The sequence below is a fragment of the Stutzerimonas kunmingensis genome, from assembly GCF_032106285.1.
In the GTDB taxonomy this organism is placed as follows: Bacteria; Pseudomonadota; Gammaproteobacteria; order Pseudomonadales; family Pseudomonadaceae; genus Stutzerimonas; species Stutzerimonas kunmingensis_B.
The window spans coordinates 71,158-92,280 of record NZ_DAMCPO010000008.1 but is presented as its reverse complement, the minus strand read 5'-3'; the positions used below and the strand labels follow the sequence as shown (position 1 = coordinate 92,280).

11 protein-coding genes are annotated in these 21,123 nt (G+C 64.5%); 10 read left to right on the top strand and 1 reads right to left on the bottom strand.

Features of this window, described 5'->3' with window-relative positions:
• The first annotated feature begins 81 nt into the window (after window positions 1–81).
• The 6 genes from RT582_RS08650 to RT582_RS08625 all read left to right on the top strand — a co-directional run bounded on the left by RT582_RS08650 (window position 82) and on the right by RT582_RS08625 (window position 10,252).
• Window positions 82–717 carry a GNAT family N-acetyltransferase gene (locus RT582_RS08650; protein ID WP_014820178.1) on the top strand — a complete coding sequence of 212 codons (636 nt, stop codon included), beginning with the start codon at window positions 82–84 and terminating at the stop codon, window positions 715–717.
• Window positions 718–912: 195 nt separating this feature from the next.
• Complete coding sequence (locus RT582_RS08645) at window positions 913–2,595, top strand: autotransporter assembly complex protein TamA (RefSeq protein ID WP_185749577.1); 1,683 nt, start codon at window positions 913–915, stop codon at window positions 2,593–2,595.
• Window positions 2,595–6,272 (top strand): translocation/assembly module TamB domain-containing protein, encoded by a 3,678-nt coding sequence (locus RT582_RS08640; protein WP_313477161.1) that lies wholly within the window; start codon window positions 2,595–2,597, stop codon window positions 6,270–6,272. Before RT582_RS08645 ends, RT582_RS08640 begins: the two co-directional genes overlap by 1 nt.
• A 502-nt stretch (window positions 6,273–6,774) precedes the next feature.
• Window positions 6,775–8,118, top strand: coding sequence for an alanine/glycine:cation symporter family protein (locus RT582_RS08635; RefSeq protein ID WP_023445343.1), 1,344 nt, complete (start codon window positions 6,775–6,777; stop codon window positions 8,116–8,118).
• 139 nt (window positions 8,119–8,257) lie between these two features.
• Entirely contained in the window at window positions 8,258–8,758 is a 501-nt protein-coding gene (gene tpx / locus RT582_RS08630; protein WP_023445344.1) for a thiol peroxidase, read from the top strand.
• Between the two features lie 312 nt (window positions 8,759–9,070).
• On the top strand, window positions 9,071–10,252 hold the full coding sequence (locus RT582_RS08625) for an NAD(P)-dependent oxidoreductase (protein ID WP_313477190.1): 1,182 nt from the start codon (window positions 9,071–9,073) through the stop codon (window positions 10,250–10,252).
• Window positions 10,253–10,355: 103 nt separating this feature from the next.
• Here RT582_RS08625 and RT582_RS08620 read toward each other — a convergent pair whose 3' ends face one another.
• Complete coding sequence (locus tag RT582_RS08620; RefSeq protein ID WP_023445346.1) at window positions 10,356–11,822, bottom strand: lipid II flippase MurJ; 1,467 nt, start codon at window positions 11,820–11,822, stop codon at window positions 10,356–10,358.
• 281 nt (window positions 11,823–12,103) lie between these two features.
• On the opposite strand from RT582_RS08620, the gene RT582_RS08615 reads away from it, so the two are divergent.
• From RT582_RS08615 to RT582_RS08600, 4 genes are read left to right on the top strand one after another with little or no spacing between them, the layout of a single operon-like run.
• Entirely contained in the window at window positions 12,104–13,345 is a 1,242-nt protein-coding gene (locus RT582_RS08615) for an MdtA/MuxA family multidrug efflux RND transporter periplasmic adaptor subunit (protein WP_278433033.1), read from the top strand.
• Complete coding sequence (locus RT582_RS08610; RefSeq protein WP_313477160.1) at window positions 13,342–16,422, top strand: MdtB/MuxB family multidrug efflux RND transporter permease subunit; 3,081 nt, start codon at window positions 13,342–13,344, stop codon at window positions 16,420–16,422. The genes RT582_RS08615 and RT582_RS08610 overlap by 4 nt, the downstream gene beginning before the upstream one ends.
• A gap of 28 nt (window positions 16,423–16,450) precedes the next feature.
• Complete coding sequence (locus RT582_RS08605) at window positions 16,451–19,555, top strand: efflux RND transporter permease subunit (RefSeq protein WP_313477159.1); 3,105 nt, start codon at window positions 16,451–16,453, stop codon at window positions 19,553–19,555.
• Window positions 19,552–21,045 carry an efflux transporter outer membrane subunit gene (locus RT582_RS08600; protein WP_313477158.1) on the top strand — a complete coding sequence of 498 codons (1,494 nt, stop codon included), beginning with the start codon at window positions 19,552–19,554 and terminating at the stop codon, window positions 21,043–21,045. Before RT582_RS08605 ends, RT582_RS08600 begins: the two co-directional genes overlap by 4 nt.
• Window positions 21,046–21,123 lie beyond the last annotated feature (78 nt).

Here is a 21,123-nt window from a genome sequence, read left to right as displayed (position 1 = left end):
GCAGGTGCTCCGGCGGCGTGGCGGGGCGGGCGAAGCGCTGCTAAGTTGCAAGCATCCCTCTGGAAAAAGCCGAGAGTTGCCATGCCGATGTCTGCCGAGGTTCGCACGCTCGATGGTGGTTATGACCGCGAAACCCGTTCGCTGCTGTATCACGCATACCGTCACGAACCGACCTTTGCCTACCTGTTCGAGGCGGACCGGCCCGGCTATCAGCAGCGCGTGCGCGCGACCGTACGGGAGCTGGTAAACCAGCATTTTCTGCAGCAGCAACCAGCACTCGGGCTGTTGCTGGACGACCGGCTGATAGCCGTCGCGCTGATTGCGCCGCCGCAACGGCGGCTGGATGTCACCGAAAGCTGGGCCTGGCGCGCGCGCATGCTGCTGACCGCCGGGTTCCGCTGCACCAGGCGCTATCTGGACTACCACGCGGCGGTACTGGCGTGTCTGCCGACCGGCGCAGTGCATCTGCTGCCGTTGCTCGGTGTGCATCCGCAGTTTCAGGGGCAGCAATATGGTGAGCAGCTGCTGCAGGCGGTGCACGAGTGGTGCGCCGAGGATGAAACCTCCCAGGGTCTGGTTATCGATACCGGCAACCCACGCTACCTGAATTTCTACCAGCGGCAGGGCTACGAGGAGATCGGCCAGATCGCCGTCGGCCCGGTGGTCGAACACATCTTCTTTCATCCGGCGCCCAGGCGGATGGAAGCGGCGCGTTAGGTGTGGCCGAATTTTATCCGGGCGGGCCAGTCTGACTGGTCTGAAGCCACGCGATGTCAGCCGATGCCCGCCCCGCCGCAAGATCGCCTTACACACTGTCTAGCCCGCACGTTCGGGCTTGCTCGGAAACACGTGCTAGCATCGCTGGCCATGTGCAAATCGAACCGAATCGGCCCGCTGGTAGCCGCACTCGTGATGTTGAGCGGCATCCATGCCAGCGCCGCTGAACTCGACGTTCGCATCGAGCCCGAGAACCGGGCGCTCCGGGAAAATATCGAGAACTACATTGGCGACCTGGGCGACCGTGACGCGCGCGAGCTGCTGCGCTATAGCCGGGTCGCGCAGAGTCAGGCGGAAAAGGCGTTGCAAGCGCTGGGTTACTACCGCAGCCGCATCCGCACCGATGTGCGTGAGGGCGAGGAACCGGCGCTGGTGTTGCGTGTGCGAACCGGTGAGCCGGTGAAGCTGCGCAACGTCACCGTCCGCCTGGACGGGCCTGCCGCTGAGTTCTCCGGCTTTCGCGTCGCCGAACGCACCCTGCGTCAGGGCGATGTGCTGAACCACGGACGGTACGAAGAGGTGAAGCAGCAGTTTCTCAACCAGGCCTCGCGCTTCGGCTATTTCGGTGGCGGCTTCACCCAGCAGCGGCTGGCGGTCGATCCGCGGGAGAACGTCGCCGACGTCGAGCTGGTGTTCGACAGCGGGCCGCGCTACCGCCTGGGCGACGTGCGCTTCGAGGGGGATTCGCCATTCGATGACGACCTGCTCGCGCGCATGGTGCCGTTCGAGACGGATACCCCGTACGACTCCGAACTGATCGCCGAACTCAGCCAGGCGCTGCAGTCGAGCGGCTATTTCGAGGGCGTGCGCGTCGATGCCAACCCGAGTGGCGCCAACCAGCAGCGCATCCCGGTTTCGGTCGCGCTCACCACGCGCAAGCCGCGCACCTTTGGCTTCGGTCTAGGTTATTCCACCGATGTCGGCCCGCGGGTCCGGCTGGACTGGACGCGCCACTGGGTCAACCCGCAAGGCCATAGCTACGGGGCCGAGGCGGAACTGTCGGCGCCGCGGCAGAACGTCGGGTTCTGGTACGACATCCCGCTGGACCCGCCACTGACCGACAAGCTGCGCTTCGTCGGCGGCTACCAGTATGAAGAGATCGCCGGCACCGACAGCCTCAGCCGCCTGCTCAAGGTCGGGCCGGAATGGCACAGCCAGCTGCCCAGCGGCTGGTTGCGCGTGCTGTCGCTGAAGTGGCAGCACGAGGAATATCGCCTCGGGGACGATTCCGGAACCAGCACCTTGCTCATGCCCGGCGTCGCCTACAGCTACCTGCGTAGCGACAACCGTATCGATCCGAGCCGCGGCTATCGCCTGCAGTTCGAAGTGGCCGCAGCGAAGGCCGGGGTGCTTTCCGACGCCGACCTGGTCCACGCCAACGTGCAGCTGCGGGGGCTGACCACCCTGGCCCAGCGGCATCGTTTTCTCGGTCGCGTGCAGCTTGGCGGCAACTGGACCGATGAATACGTCAACGTGCCGCCATCACTGCGCTATTTCGCCGGTGGTGATCAGAGCGTGCGTGGCTACGATTACCAGAGCCTGTCACCGACCAACTCCGATGGCGACAAGATCGGCGGCCGCTATCAGTTCGCGGTCAGCGCCGAGTATCAGTATTCGATCGCCGAGAAATGGCGTGTCGCGACCTTCGTCGATCAGGGCAACGCCTTCAACTCGCTGGAAATTCCCACGCTGAAAAGTGCCGTTGGCGTCGGTGTGCGCTGGGTATCGCCGGTTGGCCCGATTCGCGTCGATGTCGCTCATCCGCTGGACGGCGACGGTGGCGTCCGCCTGCATTTCTCCATGGGGCCGGAGCTGTGATGCGGGTACTGCGTGGGCTTGGCTGGACGCTGCTTGGGCTGATACTGCTCGTGCTCATCGTCACCGCCGTGCTGCTCGGCACCGCTAGCGGCAGCCGCTGGCTGCTGGGGCAAGTGCCGGGGCTGACGGTCGAAGCGTTCGAGGGCCGACTCGGCCAGCGCTGGCAGGCCGAGCGGCTGATCTGGGAGCAGAACGGCAGCCGTGTCGAAGTGCAACAGCCCCGTCTTGCCTGGTCGCCGGTATGCCTGCTCAAGCGCACGCTGTGCATCGACGAGCTGGTCACTGGCGACATCGACCTCAGCTTCCCGCCCAGCGAGCCTGACCCGGCGGCGGAGCCCTTCAGCTTGCCTGAGCTCGATCTGCCGCTGGCGCTGCAAGTCGAACGCATCGAAATCGGCCGGGTGACGCTCAATGAAAGCGAGCAGGTGCGAAATCTGCATCTGCAGGCAAATTGGCGTGCGGATGGCCTGGATATCCAGCGCCTCGACCTGCGCAGGGCGGATGTGGACCTGTCAGTGACTGGTCGACTGCAGCCCAGCGGTGATTGGCCGTTGACGCTGGACGGGCAGGCCGCGTTGCAGTCGCCGGACGAACAGCCGTGGGCGCTGATGATCGCCGTGGATGGCGCCCTGCGCGAGCAGCTGCAGTTGCAGGTGCAAAGCCAGGGCTATCTCGACGGCACCCTCAGCGGGCAGCTGCGGGCCCTCGATGAGCAATTGCCGGCGACGCTCCGGCTGAATGCCGACGGGTTCAAGCCGCTGCCCGATCTGCCAGACACCCTGCGTCTGAACGATCTGGAGCTGACAGCGAGTGGCAACCTGCAGGACGGCTACCGGCTGCTCGGTACCACCGAACTGCCGGGCGAGGGCGGCGCAGTGCGGCTGGCGCTGGAGGGCGTCGTCAGTCCGAGCGGAGCGCAGATCGAGATGCTCGAGCTGGATGCGGGGCAGCAGCGCGATGTGCGGCTGAGTGGCGATGTCGACTGGCAGGACGGTCTGACCGCGAATGCCGATCTGCTCTGGCGCTATTTTCCCTGGCGACTGCTCTACCCGGCGATCGAAGAGCCGCCGGTGACGCTGCGCGAGCTCAAGGCGCAGATTCAGTACGACGACGGCAGCTATCTCGGCAATTTCGAATCGGCCATGACCGGCCCGGCCGGGGATTTCACACTGAACAGCCCGGTCAGCGGCAATCTCGAAGCGGTGCATCTGCCGCAACTGCAGCTCCAAGCCGGGCAGGGCAGTGCGACGGGTTCGTTGAGCGTCGGCTTCGCCGCGGGCATCGACTGGAAAGCCGACCTGACGCTGAGCGAACTCGATCCGGCGTACTGGCTGGCCGAACTGCCGGGCAATCTCGGCGGTTCGCTGAAAAGCCAGGGCGCCTTGCGTGACGAGCAGCTGCAGGCCGAGGCGAGCCTCGACCTCGCCGGGCGCCTGCGCGGTCAGAACACTCGTCTGCAGCTGCAAGCCAACGGCGAGGGCGAGCGCTGGGATCTGCCGGTCATCGACCTGCGCATGGGCGATAACCGCGTACAGGGCAACGGCACCTGGGCACAGACGCTGGATGGTCGACTGCAACTGGAACTGGGCCGCCTGGCGCAGCTGTGGCCCGGTCTCAGGGGGCGAGTGAACGGTGAGGTCACGCTGGCGGGAACCGCAGCGGCGCCGAGCGCGCAGCTCGAGCTGAACGGTCGCAACCTCGCTTATCAGGACAATCGGCTGCGTCGCCTCAACGTGCAGGGTCAGCTATCCGATGGGGAACGTGGTCGGCTTGCGCTGAACGCCGAGCGAGTCCGCACAGGCGAGACGGACCTCGGCGCACTGCGGATCAATGCCGAAGGCACGGCGGAACGGCATCAGGCCGAGCTGCAGCTGCAAGGTCCCTTGGTCGACCTGGCGCTGGCTTTCGATGGTGGATTGCGCGGTGAGGATTGGCTTGGCCGGCTGACGCGCGGCGAGCTCAGCGCACAGCAGCAAGACTGGGCCCTGCAACGGCCGGCCACACTGCAGCGTTTCGCCGATGGCCGACTGGAATTCGGTGCGCATTGCTGGCGCTCCGGGCCCGCCAGCCTCTGCGCGGAGAACCAGCGTCTGCTGCCGGAGCCGCAGATTCGCTATCGCCTGCGCGATTTCTCACTGCAGACCCTGGCCGAGTATCTGCCCGAAGATTTCCGCTGGCAGGGCGAACTGAATGCCGATATCGAACTGGATCTTCCCGCTGGCGGGCCCAATGGCCGGGTTCGGGTCGACGCCGGCCCCGGCGTGCTGCGCATTCGCGATGTGGACGAGTGGCACGACTTCCCCTATCAGACCCTGGTGCTGAACAGCCGACTGCTGCCGGAGCGGATCGACAGCCAGCTGCGCTTTCTGGGCGGCGAGCTGGGCGAGCTTGACGTGCAGCTGAAGATCGATCCGCGGCCCGCGGCCAAGCCGATCGATGGCGAGTTTCGCCTGAGTGGTCTCGATCTGTCGGTGGCGCGCCCATTCGTGCCGATGGTCGAGCGTTTGCGCGGCGAACTGAATGGCAGTGGCCAGCTGGCCGGCACCCTGCGGCAGCCGTCACTCAACGGTCAGCTGCTGTTGAGTGAAGGTGAAATCGCCGGCAGCGAGTTGCCGACGACGTTCGAAGACCTGCGGGTGCGCATGCTGATCGAGGGTGAGCGGCTGAACATCGACGGCAATTGGCGTGCCGGTGAGCAGGGGCGTGGCAGTCTGGCCGGCTCGCTGGACTGGCGGAACGAACTGGATCTGGATCTGGCGATCAAGGGCAGTCGCCTGCCAGTGGTGGTCGAGCCTTACGCCGACCTGGAAGTCGAGCCCGACCTGCGCATCGTGCTTAGCGGGCAGGACCTGGCGGTCAGCGGTCGGGTCGAAGTGCCGCGAGGAGCTATCACGGTTCGCGAGTTACCGCCGGCGACGGTCAAGGTCTCCGAGGACACGGTGATCATCGGCCGCGAAGCCGAGGAGCCGGCGACCCCGCTGGCAGTGAAGATGGACATTGATGTCGAGGTGGGCCAGGACCGCCTGCGCTTCTCCGGCTTCGGCCTGACCGCCGATCTCGCCGGCTATCTGCACATTGGCGACAACCTGGATGCACGTGGCGAGCTGCAGCTGAAGAACGGCCGATACCGAGCCTACGGCCAGCGACTGACCATCCGCCGCGCCGAGTTGCTGTTCACTGGCGTGATCAGCCAGCCGTTCCTCAACATCGAGGCGATTCGCCGTATCGATGCGGAGAATGTGATCGCCGGCCTGCGCATCACCGGCAGCGCCGAGCAGCCACGCATCGACGTGTTTTCCGAGCCTGCCATGAGTCAGGAGCAGGCACTGGCGTATCTGGTACTGGGGCGGCCGCTGGGTGCCGATACCGGGGACAGCAACCTGCTGGCACAGGCGGCGCTGGGCCTTGGCCTGGCGGGTAGCTCGTCGATCACCGGTGGCCTGGCGCAGCGCCTGGGTATACAGGACTTCCAGCTGGACACCGAAGGCACCGGCGTTGGCACCAGCGTGGTCGCTACCGGGCGGCTGACGGAACGGCTGGCATTGCGCTATGGCGTCGGCGTGTTCGAGCCGTCGAATACCATTGCGCTGCGCTATCAGCTGACGCGGCGAATCTTCCTCGAAGCCGCCAGCGGATTGGCCAGCTCGTTGGACCTGTTCTATCGCCGCGACTTCTGATCGATTGCGCGGCGCCGGAACACCGCTGGTGCGCCATGATCGAGGAGGCGCAGAGGCATGATGAAGCATTCGCGCTGTCATCGGCCGGGCGCACCAAACTGCATCAATCCACACTGGCGGGCGCACCAGACTGGGCTACGCTGATTTCGCTTTCCATGCCATTCCTGGCTCGACTGAGTCGAGCTGTCGGGGTCTGACCGTTCGGTCTGGTTTTCGCGTCGATTCGATCATCGAATCTGGCGCGATTGCCCCGAGCCCAATGGGCGAATGCAGTGGTAGCATCCACGCTTCCGAACGTCGCGGTCATAACCGCGCAACGCTCTAGCACGAGTCTTGCAAAGCGCTCGCGGACCTCAGCGCAGCGCAAGCTCCAGAGGCGTATCGGAATCGCCGTTACCTGGTCGCTGAAAAACCACCGCCACAAGCGTCATGTTTTTCAACGGCTCCACGGTAGCGCGACCCTAACGCGAGGGAACTCGCCTATAAGAAATAAGGTGCTCGAATGGAATTTCTGAATAACCTCGTCAATAGCGTCAACGGCCTCGTCTGGGGCCCACCCATGCTGGTGCTGATCCTTGGTACCGGTCTGTTCCTGATGATCTTCCTCAAGTTCATGCCGTTGACCCGCATCCCGACCGGCTTTGCGCTGATGTGGCGCGGACGCACCAAGGGTGACGAAGCTACTGGCGAAATCAGCCCTTTCCAGGCGCTGATGACCTCGCTGGCGGCGACCGTGGGTACCGGCAACATCGCAGGCGTGGCCACGGCCATCTTCCTCGGCGGGCCGGGTGCGCTGTTCTGGATGTGGTGCACCGCGCTGGTGGGTATGGCCACCAAGTACTGCGAAGTCGTACTGGCGGTCCACTACCGTGAGAAGGACGACCGCGGCGAGCACGTTGGCGGCCCGATGTACGCGATCAAGAACGGTCTGGGCAAGAAGTGGATCTGGCTGGGTACCGCCTTCGCCATTTTCGGTGGCCTGGCCGGCTTCGGCATCGGCAACATGGTGCAGGTCAACAGCATGGCCCACGCGTTGGAAACCACTTTCTCGGTACCGCTGTGGGCGACCGGCCTGATCACAATGGTGATCGTCGGCCTGGTGATTCTCGGCGGTATTCGCCGCATCGGTGTGGTCGCCGCGTCGCTCGTACCGTTCATGTGCCTGGCGTACCTGATCGCCGCTGCCGTGGTGCTGGTAGTCAATGCCTCGGCCATTCCGGCGGCATTCGACCTGATCTTCACCCACGCCTTCACGCCGATCGCCGCAACCGGTGGCTTCGCCGGCGCAGCGGTCATGGCGGCGATTCGCTTCGGTGTTGCTCGCGGCATCTTCTCCAACGAGGCGGGCCTTGGTACCGCTGGTATCGCTCAGGCGGCCGGAACCACCACCAGCTCGGTGCGCTCGGGCATGATCGGCATGCTGGGTACATTCATCGACACCATCATCGTCTGCTCGATGACCGGCCTGGCGATCATCTGCACCGGGGTCTGGACCAGCGGCGAAAGCGGCGCAGCTTTGTCCGCGGCAGCCTTCGAGTCGGCCATGCCGGGCATCGGTGGCATCATCCTGACTATCGCGCTGGTGGTTTTCGCCTTTACCACAATCCTTGGCTGGAGCTATTTCGGCGAGAAGTGCTGGGAGTTCCTGGTCGGCACGCGAGCCATCTGGCCGTTCCGCGTGATCTGGGTTCTGGCAGTGCCGTTCGGCGCCATCGCCCAGCTCGACTTCGCCTGGCTGTTGGCCGATACCCTCAACGGCCTGATGGCGATCCCCAACCTGGTTTCGCTGTTGCTGCTGAGTCCGGTAGTGGTCAAGCTGACCAAGGAATATTTCGCACGTAGCTGATGTCCGATAGCGACCGGTGCAGGCCAGCCAGCGCTGCATCGGTCGTGCAACTGGAACGAGCCCGTGTCGACCACCCAGGTCGTGGAGCTGCGCGTTCCACGACCTTTTTTATGCCTATTCATATCGAGGAGCGAAGCAAATGACTGAAATCACCCTGAAAGGCACACCGATCCAAGTGGCCGGTGACTTTCCCCAGGCCGGCCAGCAGGCCAAGGCGTTCCGCCTGGTGGGCGCTGACCTTTCCGATGTCGAGCTGTCGAGCCTTGCCGGCAAGCGCAAGATTCTCAACATCTTCCCGAGCATCGATACACCGACCTGCGCCACCTCGGTGCGCAAGTTCAATGCTCAGGCCAATGCCCTGGAAAACACCGTGGTGCTGTGCATCTCCGCCGACCTGCCGTTCGCGCAGAAGCGCTTCTGCGGCGCCGAGGGGCTGGAGAATGTCATCAACCTGTCCACCATGCGCGGTGCCGAGTTCCTCAAGGATTACGGCGTAGCGATTGCCAGCGGCCCGCTGGCAGGGGTCGCGGCTCGCGCGGTAGTCGTGCTCGACGAACAGAATCGCGTCCTGCACAGCGAGCTGGTCAACGAGATCGGCAGTGAACCGAACTACGAGGCAGCCATCGCCTCGCTTGGCTGATCTGCCTTGCTACGACGAAACGGCGAGTGGCTTTCAATAGCACTCGCCGTTTCGTTTTCTGGCGACAGAAATCCATCGGTTGGTGCGAAACCGCCCGTCGTCGTCAATTAGCGTGAACCCTCCGAGACAACTACTTTCAGGCATGCCGCCCGGCTTCAGCGTCGCGGGTGTGGAGAAGTCTGCAAAAGTGGCAAATAGGCAGCTTTTCAAAAATCTTTTCGCTCAGCTGCTGTCATAGCGCTGATGCCCATTGAATGGATTCAGTTTATGCCTACCTCAGAGATCAAGAAAATCGGTGTTTCCGGAACCGGAATGATCGCCCACGGCTTTGTGCGGTTAATCAAGAAACACTATCCGGACATGGAAATCTCGCGCGTCCTGACACGCCGACCGCTCTCAACGATGGCTGACTTCCCGTTGGCAGACGTCCTCACCAATTCGCTGGACGAGCTGATCGATCATTCCGATCTGATTGTCGAGTGCAGCGGTGACGTGTTCCATGGGACTTCAGTTATCGAACGCGCTTTCGAAGCGGGCTTACAGGTGGTGACGGTCAACGCCGAACTGCAGGTGACCACGGGCTCCTTCCTGGCTGGCAGGGGTTTCCTCACCGAAGCCGAGGGCGACCAGCCAGGTTCGCTTGCGGCCCTGCATGAAGACGCGCTGCAGATGGGCTTTCAGCCGCTGGTGTACGGCAACATGAAGGGCTATCTGAACCATGATCCGTCACCGGAAGACATGGCCTACTGGGCCAATCGACAGGGGATCAGCGTCGATCAGACCACGTCCTTCACCGACGGCACCAAGGTGCAGATCGAGCAGGTGATCATCGGTAACGGCCTGGGCGCCACCATTACCCGTCGGGGCATGGAGGGGCTGGCCTCGACCAACCTGGACGACAGCGCCAGCCTGCTCGGCATGATGGCCGAGCGAGCAGGGCAGCCAATCGTCGACTACGTCATACCTTCCGGCTACCCGGCCGGCGGCGTGTTCCTGGTGGGCAGGCACGACGAGGATCAGGCGCAGGCAATCGAGTACTTCAAGCTGGGCCGCGGGCCGTTCTACACGCTGGTGCGTCCGTTCCACCTCTGCTCGCTGGAAGTGGGCAAGACCGTGCGCCGCGTGCTGAATGGCGGTGGTGTGCTGCTCAACAACTCGACCGAGCCGACCCTCGGCGTTGCGGCCATCGCCAAGCGCGCCATGAAGCCGGGTGAGCTGATCGAGCGCGGCATCGGCGGTTTCCAGTTCCGTGGCGAGGCGATCAAGCTGGCCGAGCACCCGGATCACGTGCCGATCGGTCTGCTGCGCAAGACTGCGCTCAAACGCGCCGTCGAGCCTGGCCAGATCATCACCTTCGACGACATCGACATTTTGCCGAGTCGCGCGCTGGATATCGTGCTGGAGCAGCGCAAGCCGCGCATGACCCAGGTCGAGAGCAAAGGGTCGACCGCACCAGGCATCAGCACCATGGGAATGCTCGCCTTCGGTGGTTGAACGACGCTCAAACAAAAAGGCCGCTGTCTGACGTCAGCGGCCTTTTTGTTTCTGTTGTCGGTGATGATCGAAAGAGCGGCGATGCAGGACCGCCGCGTTGCCGTCAGGCCTTGCGCATGGACCAGTAGCGTGGCTTGAACAGGTCGCGCTCGCCGAGCAAGGTCACGCCGGCGGCGAAACCGATCAGCACCAGGCCGATATAGACGCAGAGTTCGATAAAGCCTTGTGGCTGGGGCACGAAGTGCAGCGCGGCGGCCAGTACCGCTGCTGTCGCGGCCCAGCGCGCGAGCACAGCCACACCGGCGCCCTTGGGCGAGGCGCGATAGACGAACAACCCCATGAACAGCGCCTGCAGCGTGACACCGCTGGAGAAGGCCAGTGCCAGGCCTGCGGCGCCATAGTGCTTGTAAAGCGCGGCATCCAGGGCGATGGTCATGGCCGAGCTGATCAGCGTGATCACCAGAAACAGGCGAACCTGGTGCTGGGCGAGCAGGGCGCGGCCCCAGAGCAGGGCGAGCCCCATCGACGGCAGACCAAGCGCGTAGATGACCATCAGCGAGGCGGTTGCCTGGGTTTGCGTGGCGCCGAACTCGCCGCGCTCGAGCAGTACCGCGACCACCGCTTCCGGGAAGGAGCAAAGCACGACGGTGGCCGGCACGAGGAACAGCAACGTCGCCAGCAGCCCCTTGCGAATCACCGCGGCATGAGCGCTGTGATCCTGCTCGTTCCAGCTGGAGGAGAACTGCGGAAAGAGCACGGAAAGCACGGACATCGCGTACAGCGTCAGCGGGATGGTGACGATGCGGAAGGCGAACGACAGCATGGTGATGCTGCCTTCCTCAAGGAATGAGGCGAACATCCGCTCGGCCAAAATGCACGCCTGCTGGGCGCCAGCGGCCATCAGTACCGGGGCGAATGCCAGGCCGAACTGACTGCCGTGACCTTTTTCCAGCGGTTGCGCCTCTCCCCGCAGGTAATGAATACGGCGGTGCTGCACGACGATCAGGGCCAACTGCGGCAAAAGCATGCCGAGAAAGATCACCATGCCGCTGGGTTCGAACAGCAGAATCCCGATGATGGCCCCGGCATTGAGCAGCAGGGTTCGTGTCATCGGCATGACGAACACGTTGTCCATGTTGAGCAACGCGCCCTGGCAGTACAGCGCGGCCTGTACGCCGATCAGCAGCGCGCCGACGCAGAAAACCAGTTGTCCGTTGGCGACCTGTTCCGGTGTCCAGCCCGGTGCCAGGGCGTTCAGCACCCAGTAGCTGGTCAGCAGTATCAGCAGGCAGGCCGCGCCACCGAGCAGCATGATGCGCCAGTAAAGCCAGCGCGCGACCGCCTCGAATAGCGATTGCGACTGGCTGCGCAGCTTCTGCAGGTAAGGGATCATGGCGTCGCGCAAGGCGAGGCCGAGGAAGTTCTCGAAGAACAGCGGCAGGATCAGGGCGACGAAGATGAGGTCCGCTTCCCAGCTGAGGCCGAAGGAGCGGGCGATGAACAGATCGCGAAGAAACCCGAGAAGAAAACTGGCGACGGTCAACGCCAGAATGACCAGCGATACATTCATTCCTTGATCCTTGCTGGCCATCGATGATGGCCCGTTAGCGACACGACAATGTCCGATTCGACGTGCTGGCAGACCACACGGCCTGCTTACAGCTCTTCCCCTCGCAGCTCGGTGCCCGAGAAGAACGCTAAATAGACTTAAGACCCGGCACATGGTTCCGACGCGCACCGGCCTGTCTGGGGCTCTTCATACATGCCGATACGTAAAAATGCCGTAAAGGCACTTTGCGAGCGGTTCGCGACTGCTTATGGTTCACGCTCCTTTTCAAGCGAACCCCGTTCATGACCGTGGCTCATCCTTCTTCCGCGCGTTCCAGCCTTCGTTGGCTGCTCATCATCCTCGCCGTAGCTGCCATCGGGCTGCTGGTCTGGTGGCTGTGGCCTGCACCTCAGGAAACCCCTCAGCGGCCGGGCGGGCGTCCGGGCTTCGGCGCGTTTGGCGGGCCTGTGCCCGTGCGCGTGGCCAAGGTGGAGCAGGGTGAATTCGAGGTCTTCAACAAGGCGCTCGGCAGCGTGACGCCGTTGAATACCGTCAATCTGCGCAGCCGGGTCGGTGGCGAGCTGGTCGAGCTGCGTTTCGAGGAGGGGCAGCGTGTCAAGAAGGGCGATCTGCTGGCGGTGATCGACCCACGCCCATACAAGGTCGCGCTGCAGCAGGCAGAGGGCACCTTGCAGCAGAACCGCGCGCAGCTGAAGAACGCGCAGGTGGATTTCGAGCGCTATCGCGGTCTCTACGCCGATGACAGCATCGCCAAGCAGACCCTGGATACCCAGGAAGCGCTGGTCAGCCAGTACCAGGGCACGCTGGCCGCCAATCAGGCGTCGGTCAACGAGGCGCGCCTGAATCTCGAGTTCACCCAGATTCGCTCGCCCATCGATGGTCGGGTCGGCCTGCGCCAGCTCGATGTGGGCAATCTGGTCGCTGCCAACGACACCACGCCGCTGGTGGTGATCACCCAGACCCAGCCGATGTCCATCAGCTTCACCCTGCCCGAAGGCGAGTTGCTGCCGGTGCTGACGCGCTATCGCCAGGGCGATGAGCTTGCAGTGCAGATCTGGGATCGCGGTGAAAAGATCCAGTTTGGCGAGGGCGTGCTGGAGAGCATCGATAACCAGATTGATGCGACTACCGGCACGCTGCGACTGAAGGCGCGTTTCGACAATGAAGCGGAGCTGCTGATCCCCAACCAGTTCGTCAACGTGCGCCTGCGGGTGGAGACCCTGCGTGACGCCGTGTTGATTCCGTCTGCGGCGCTGCAGTTCGGTTCGCGCGGCACCTTCGCCTATGTCGTCGGCGACGACAACAAGGTGGAGCTACGGACGTTGCAGGCCGGGCCTACCAACGGCGCGACCACGGTGGTGCTCGACGGCTTGAAGGTGGGCGAGCGGGTGGTGATGGAAGGCACCGACCGACTGCGCGATGGCGCTGAAGTGGAGGTCGTCGGCAGCCAGCGCATGGCCGAGCAGGCTGCGGAAAATCCGGTGCTCGGGGGCGGTGAGGCTGCGGAGCGCGAAGAGCGATGAACATCTCGCGGTTGTTCATCCTGCGACCGGTTGCTACCACGCTGAGCATGATCGCAATCCTGCTGGCAGGACTGATCGCCTACAAGCTGTTGCCAGTGGCGGCATTGCCACAGGTGGACTACCCGACGATCCGTGTGATGACGCTGTATCCCGGGGCCAGCCCCGAAGTCATGACCAGCGCCGTTACCGCACCGCTGGAGCGCCAGTTCGGGCAGATGCCGGGGCTCGAGCAGCTGTCATCCACCAGCTCCGGCGGCGCTTCGGTGATTACCCTGCGTTTCTCGCTGGACGTGGCGCTGGATGTGGCCGAGCAGGAAGTGCAGGCCGCGATCAACGCGGCGAACAATTTGCTGCCCAACGATCTGCCGGCGCCGCCGGTGTACAACAAGGTCAACCCGGCCGACACGCCGGTGCTGACCCTGGCCGTGACGTCCGAATCGCTGCCGCTGCCCAAACTGCATGATCTGGTCGACACGCGCATGGCGCAGAAACTGGCGCAGATCAACGGCGTCGGCATGGTCAGTATCGCTGGTGGCCAGCGCCCGGCGGTGCGTATCCGCACCAACCCGGAAGCACTTGCCGCGTACGGCCTTTCGCTGGCCGACGTGCGCTCGCTGATCACCAGCTCCAACGTCAACCAGCCCAAAGGCAACTTCGACGGCCCGACCCGGGTGTCGATGCTCGACGCCAACGACCAGCTGAAAACGCCTGAGGAATATGCCGAGCTGATCCTCACCTATGAGGATGGCGCCGCGCTGCGGCTTAAGGATGTCGCCGACATCATCGACGGCGCCGAGAACGAGCGCCTCGCGGCCTGGGCCAACGAGAGCCAGGCGGTGCTGCTCAACGTCCAGCGCCAGCCCGGTGCCAATGTCATCGACGTGGTCGAACGCATCCAGGCGCTGCTGCCGGAAGTGACGGCCAGCATGCCGGCCGGCCTGGATGTGGTGGTGCTCACCGACCGTACCCAGACCATCCGCGCCGCCGTCACCGATGTGCAGCATGAGCTGATGCTCGCCACCTTCCTGGTGGTGATGGTCACCTTCGTCTTTCTCAAGAAGCTCTCGGCCACGGTGATCCCGTCAATTGCCGTGCCGCTGTCACTGGTCGGCACCTTCGCGGTGATGTACGTCTGCGGTTTCTCCCTGAACAACCTGACCTTGATGGCGCTGACGATTGCCACCGGCTTCGTGGTGGACGATGCCATCGTCATGCTGGAGAACATCGCGCGGCACCTGGAGGAGGGCGAGACACCGCTCAACGCCGCGCTCAAGGGCGCACGGCAGATCGGTTTTACGCTGATCTCGCTGACCTTCTCGCTGATCGCCGTGCTGATCCCGCTGCTGTTCATGCAGGACGTCGTCGGCCGGCTGTTTCGCGAGTTCGCCATCACCCTGGCGGTGGCGATTCTGATCTCGCTGGTGGTGTCGCTGACGCTGACGCCGATGATGTGCGCCAAGCTGCTCAAGCCGCAGACGGCCGCCGACGCCAAGCCTGACTGGGTCGAGCGCCTGATCGGCGGTTACTCGCGCTGGCTGACCTGGGTATTGCGCCACCAGACGCTGACCCTTCTGGTCGCAGTTGCGACGCTTGGCCTTACCGTCGTGCTCTATCTCGCCGTGCCCAAGGGCTTCTTCCCGGTGCAGGACACCGGTGTGATCCAGGGCATCAGCGAGGCGCCGCAGTCGATCTCCTTCCGCGCCATGAGCGAGCGCCAGCAGGCACTGGCGCGGGTGATTCTTGCCGATCCGGCGGTGGACAGCTTGTCGTCCTACATCGGCGTGGATGGCGACAACGTCACGCTCAACAGCGGCCGCCTGCTGATCAATCTCAAGCCCCACGGCGAGCGAGACCTGACTGCCAGCCAGATCATCGACCGGCTGCGACCGGAGCTGGCCAAGGTGCCAGGTATCGAGCTGTACCTGCAGCCGGTGCAGGATCTGTCCATCGAGGACCGGATCAGCCGCACGCAATTCCAGTTCAGCCTCGAAACGCCGGACGGCGAGCTGTTGCAGGAGTGGACGCCGCGGCTGGTCGAGGCGCTGCGCGAGCGGCCGGAGCTGACCGATGTGGCCAGCGACCTGCAAAGCAGCGGTCTGCAGATCTATCTGGACATCGACCGCGACGCCGCGGCGCGCCTGGGCATCCAGGTTGCGGATATCACCGATGCGCTGTACGACGCCTTCGGCCAACGGCAGATTTCCACCATCTTCACCCAGGCCAGTCAGTACCGCGTGGTGCTGGAGGCAGAGGCGGGCAACCGCCTCGGCCCGCAGGCGCTGGAGCAACTATTCGTGCAGAGCGAAGGTGGCACGCCGGTGCGGCTGTCCAGCCTGGCGACGCTGGAACAACGCAACGCGCCCTTGCTGATCAACCATATCGGCCAGTTCCCGGCGGTGACCCTGTCGTTCAACCTGGCTAGCGGCGTGTCGCTCGGCAAGGCGGTGGAAGTGATCGAAGCGGTGGAGCAGGAGATCGGCCTGCCGGCCGGTATCCAGACGCGCTTCCAGGGTGCGGCCGAGGCGTTCCGCGCCTCGCTGTCGAGCACGCTGCTGCTGATCCTCGCCGCGGTGGTGACCATGTACATCGTGCTCGGCGTGCTCTACGAGAGCTATATCCACCCGATCACCATCCTCTCCACCCTGCCCTCGGCGGCGGTCGGTGCCTTGCTAGCCTTGTTGCTGACCGGTAACGACCTCGGGCTGATCGCGATCATCGGCATCATCCTCTTGATCGGCATCGTCAAGAAGAACGCGATCATGATGATCGACTTCGCCCTGGAGGCCGAACGGCAGCAGGGCATGAGTCCGCAGGACGCGATCTATCGCGCGGCGCTGCTGCGTTTCCGGCCGATCCTGATGACCACGCTGGCGGCGCTGTTCGGTGCGATTCCACTGATGCTGGCATCCGGCTCCGGTGCCGAGTTGCGCCAGCCGCTCGGCCTGGTGCTGGTCGGCGGTCTGCTGCTCAGCCAGCTGCTGACGCTGTTCACCACACCGGTGATCTACCTGTTCTTCGACCGCCTCGGCCAGCGCTTTGGGCGTCGCCGCGAGCCGCTGGCGGAGGCTCAAGCGTGAGCCGGCCTGCGATCGTGCGGGGGCGGGTATGAACCTTTCCGCACCCTTTATCGCCCGTCCCGTGGCGACCATGTTGCTCAGTCTGGCGATCCTGTTGCTGGGTGGTGTCAGCTTCGGCCTGCTGCCGGTATCGCCGCTGCCGAACATGGATTTCCCGGTAATCACCGTGCAGGCCAGCCTACCCGGCGCCAGCCCGGAGATCATGGCCTCCAGCGTGGCCACGCCACTGGAGCGCTCGCTGGGCAGCATCGCCGGCGTCAGCCAGATGACCAGTCGCAGCAGCCAGGGCTCGACGCGGATCATCATCCAGTTCGACCTGGACCGCGAGATCAATGGCGCCGCCCGCGACGTGCAGGCGGCCATCAACGCCGCGCGCAACCTGCTGCCCAGCGGCATGCGCAGCATGCCCACCTACCGCAAGATCAATCCGTCCCAGGCACCGATCATGGTGCTCTCGCTGACCTCGGACGTGCTGGACAAGGCCGAGCTGTACGACATCGGCTCGACCATCCTGGCGCAGAAGCTGTCGCAGGTGTCCGGCGTCGGCGAAATCCAGGTCGGCGGCAGCTCGCTGCCCGCCGTGCGCATCGAGCTGCAGCCGCAGCAGCTGGAGCAGTACGGCGTGTCGCTGGACGAAGTGCGCCAGACCATCGCCAACGGCAACGTGCGCCGACCCAAGGGCATGGTCGAGGACGCGGACCGCCACTGGCAGGTTCGCGCCAACGATCAGCTGCACGAGGCGGCCGACTACACACCGCTGATCATCCGCTACCAGGACGGTGCAGCGCTGCGCCTGGGCGATGTCGCAAAGGTGCGCGATTCGGTGGAGGACCGCTACAACAGCGGCTTCTTCAACAACGAGCAGGCGGTGCTGCTGATCGTCAATCGCCAGGCCGGCGCCAACATCATCGAAACCATCGAGGGCATCCGCCGCGAACTGCCGGCGCTGCAGGCGATCATGCCCGGCAGCGTCGATCTGAACATCGCCATGGACCGCTCGCCGGTGATCCGCGCCACGCTGCACGAGGCCGAACGCACGCTGCTGATCGCGGTGGCGCTGGTCATCGTGCTGGTGTTCCTGTTCCTCGGCAGCCTGCGTACTGCATTGATCCCGGCGCTGGCGGTGCCGGTGTCGCTGGTCGGTACCTTTGCCGTGATGTACCTGTTCGGCTTCTCGCTGAACATCCTCTCGCTGATGGCGCTGATCCTGGCCGCGGGCCTGGTGGTGGACGACGCCATTGTGGTGCTGGAGAACATCGCCCGGCATATCGACGACGGCATGTCGCCGTTGAAGGCCGCCTACGTCGGCACCCGCGAAGTCGGTTTCACGTTGCTGTCGATGAACCTCTCACTGGTGGTGGTATTCGTCTCCATCCTCTACATGGGCGGCATCGTCGAGCGGCTGTTCCGCGAGTTTTCCATCACCCTGGCGGCGGCGATCCTGGTCTCGCTGCTGGTTTCGCTGACGCTGACACCGATGCTCTGCGCGCGCTGGCTCAAACCGCATCAGCCCGCGCAGGAAGGGCGCCTGCAGCGCTGGAGCCACCAGGCCCATCAGTGGTTGCTGCGTCACTACGACCGGTCGCTGAGCTGGGCACTGCGGCACCGTCGCATCACGCTGCTGAGCCTGCTGGCGACCATCGCGCTGAACGTTGTGCTCTACGTGCAGGTGCCAAAGACCTTCCTGCCGCAGCAGGACACCGGCCAGCTGACCGGCTTTATCCGCGGTGATGACGGCCTGTCCTTCCAGGTCATGCAGCCGAAGATGGAAGTCTTCCGCAAGGCGGTGCTGGCGGATCCGGCGGTGGAGAGCGTGGCGGGCTTCATCGGCGGGCAGGGCGGTATCAACAACGCCTTCATGATCGTGCGCCTCAAACCGCTGAGCGAGCGGAAGATCTCGGCGCAGAAGGTCATCGAGCGCATCCGCAAGAACCAGCCCAAGGTGCCTGGCGGGCGCATGTTCCTCATGGCCGATCAGGACCTGCAGTTCGGCGGTGGCCGGCAGAGCAGCTCGGCCTATTCCTACACGTTGTTGGCGAGCGACCTGAACGACCTGCGCACCTGGGTGCCGCGGGTCACCCAGGCACTGTCGGCGCTGCCGGAACTGACCAGCATCGACGCCAATGACGGCGAGGGCGCGCAGCAGATCAGCCTGAAGATCGATCGCGATGCGGCCAAGCGTCTGGGCATCGACATGAGCACGGTGACCACGCTGCTCAACAACGCCTTCAGCCAGCGGCAGATTTCCACCATCTACGAATCGCTCAACCAGTACCAGGTGGTGATGGAGATCGACCCCAGCTACGCGCAGTACCCCGAGGTACTGGAGCAGATCCACATCATCACCGAGGATGGCCGACGCGTGCCGCTCGCCGCGTTCGCCCGCTACGAACGCAGCCTGGAGGAGGATCGAGTCAGCCACGACGGGCAGTTCGCTGCGGAGAACATCGATTTCGACCTCGCGCCTGACGTCAGCCTCGATCAGGCGACCCTGGCCATCGAGCGCGCGGTAGCCGCCATCGGCATGCCGAGTGAGGTACAGGGCCGCCTCGGCGGCACCGGCAGCGCCTTCGAGAGCACCCAGCAAGGCCAGCCACTGATGATTCTCGGCGCCTTGCTGCTGGTCTATATCGTGCTGGGCATCCTCTACGAGAGCTACATCCATCCGCTGACCATTCTCTCGACACTGCCATCGGCCGGGGTCGGCGCGCTGCTGGCGATCATCCTTACCGGCGACCAGTTCAGCCTGATCTCGCTGCTCGGGCTGTTCCTGCTGATCGGCGTGGTGAAGAAGAACGCGATCCTGATGATCGACCTGGCCCTGCAGTTCGAGCGCAACGACAGGCTGTCGCCCGCCGATTCGATCCATCGCGCCTGCCTGCTGCGTTTCCGGCCGATCCTGATGACCACCATGGCTGCCATTCTCGGCGCGCTGCCGCTGCTGCTCGGCGGCGCGGAGGGCGCCGAGATGCGCCAGCCGCTGGGTCTGACCATCATCGGCGGCCTGCTGCTGAGCCAGATCCTGACCCTCTACACCACGCCGGTGGTCTATCTGTACCTGGACCGCCTGCGTCATCGTTTCAACAGCTGGCGCGGTATTCGCACCGATGCCGCCCTGGAAAACCCGCTATGAATCCGTCGTCGCTGAACCCCTCATCGCTGAAGCATGCCCTGCGGCCCCTCGCTGCTGCCGTGCTGGCCCTGTCGTTGGGCGCCTGTACCCTGGGGCCGGACTATCAACGTCCAGAGCTGCCCGTGGCTACCGAATTCAAACAGGCCGAAGGCTGGAAAGCCGCGGCGCCGGCCGATGTGCTGGAGCGTGGCGAGTGGTGGCGGCTTTATGGCGATGCCGAGCTGGACGCCCTGGTCGCCCGACTGAATGTCGACAATCAGAACCTGGCCGCGGCCGAGGCCCAGTTCCGTCAGGCCCGGGCACTGGTACGCGGTGCACGCTCTCAGCTGTTCCCGATCCTTTCCGGCAGCGCCGGCGTGACCCGTTCGGCGCAGGGCAGCGGCAGCTCTGACACCAGCGGCGGCTCGTTCGGCAGTGGCGTCAGCGAAAGCTACGAAGCGGGCCTGAGTGCGTCCTGGGAGGCGGATATCTGGGGCCGGCTGCGGCGCAATCTGGAAGCGAACCGCGCCAGCATGCAGGCCAGCGCCGCAGACTTGGCCGCAGTGCGGCTGAGCCTGCAGGCCGAGCTGGTGCAGACCTACCTGCAGCTGCGGGTGATCGACGAACATCAACGCCTGCTCGACCAGACCGTCGCGGCTTACGCACGCTCGCTGCGCCTGACCGAGAACCAGTATCGGGCCGGCATCGTGCCGAAATCCGACGTCGCCCAGGCGCAGACGCAGCTCAAGAGCACCCAGGCCCAGGCCATCGACCTGCGCTGGCAGCGGGCGCAGATGGAACATGCGATCGCCGTGCTCATCGGCGTTGCGCCCTCGGAGCTGGATATTGCAGTGCGCGAGGACATCCCCGGGTTGCCAGGCGTGCCGCTGGCCGTGCCGTCACAGCTGCTGGAACGCCGCCCCGATATCGCCGCCGCCGAGCGCCAGGTCATGGCGGCTAATGCCAACATCGGCGTTGCCGAAGCGGCCTGGTACCCGGACCTGACGCTTTCGGCGAGCGGTGGTTACCGCAACAGCAGCTTCAGCGACCTGTTCAGTGTGCCCAACCGTTTCTGGTCGCTCGGCCCGCAACTCGCGCTGACACTGTTGGACTTCGGCAGCCGGCGCGCCGAACTGGAGCGTGCCGAAGCCAGTTACGACCAGACCGTGGCCACTTACCGGCAGACCGTGCTCGATAGCTTCCGCGAGGTGGAGGATTACCTGGTGCAGCTGCGGGTGCTGGAAGAGGAGGCGGTGGTGCAGCGCGAGGCGCTGGAGGCGGCACAGGAGTCCCTGCGTCTGATCGAGAACCAGTACCGGGCAGGCACCGTCGATTTCCTCAGCGTTGCCACGGTGCAGACCACAGCGCTGAACAACGAGCGCACCAACCTGACCCTGCTGGGCGATCGGCTGACCGCCAGTGTGCTGCTGATCGCCGCGCTGGGCGGTGGCTGGGATAGCCAGCAGCTGGACCAGCCACCGACGGCTGCGACCTCGCCGGACGCGCCCTGATTCCGGCCGCGAAGCCGGCACCAAAAAAAAAGCCCCGCCGGATCGGCGGGGCTTTTGCGTCTTATGCGGCGTCGCTTT

Excerpts from the sequence above, each read along its gene's own strand:
- tpx (WP_023445344.1), top strand. The coding sequence starts at position 8,258 with ATGACTGAAATCACCCTGAAAGGCACACCGATCCAAGTGGCCGGTGAC.
- RT582_RS08645 (WP_185749577.1), top strand. The coding sequence starts at position 913 with ATGTTGAGCGGCATCCATGCCAGCGCCGCTGAACTCGACGTTCGCATC.
- RT582_RS08605 (WP_313477159.1), top strand. The coding sequence starts at position 16,451 with ATGAACCTTTCCGCACCCTTTATCGCCCGTCCCGTGGCGACCATGTTG.
- RT582_RS08610 (WP_313477160.1), top strand. The coding sequence starts at position 13,342 with ATGAACATCTCGCGGTTGTTCATCCTGCGACCGGTTGCTACCACGCTG.
- RT582_RS08635 (WP_023445343.1), top strand. The coding sequence starts at position 6,775 with ATGGAATTTCTGAATAACCTCGTCAATAGCGTCAACGGCCTCGTCTGG.
- RT582_RS08620 (WP_023445346.1), bottom strand. The coding sequence starts at position 11,822 with ATGAATGTATCGCTGGTCATTCTGGCGTTGACCGTCGCCAGTTTTCTT.
- RT582_RS08650 (WP_014820178.1), top strand. The coding sequence starts at position 82 with ATGCCGATGTCTGCCGAGGTTCGCACGCTCGATGGTGGTTATGACCGC.
- RT582_RS08640 (WP_313477161.1), top strand. The coding sequence starts at position 2,595 with ATGCGGGTACTGCGTGGGCTTGGCTGGACGCTGCTTGGGCTGATACTG.
- RT582_RS08615 (WP_278433033.1), top strand. The coding sequence starts at position 12,104 with ATGACCGTGGCTCATCCTTCTTCCGCGCGTTCCAGCCTTCGTTGGCTG.
- RT582_RS08600 (WP_313477158.1), top strand. The coding sequence starts at position 19,552 with ATGAATCCGTCGTCGCTGAACCCCTCATCGCTGAAGCATGCCCTGCGG.
- RT582_RS08625 (WP_313477190.1), top strand. The coding sequence starts at position 9,071 with ATGATCGCCCACGGCTTTGTGCGGTTAATCAAGAAACACTATCCGGAC.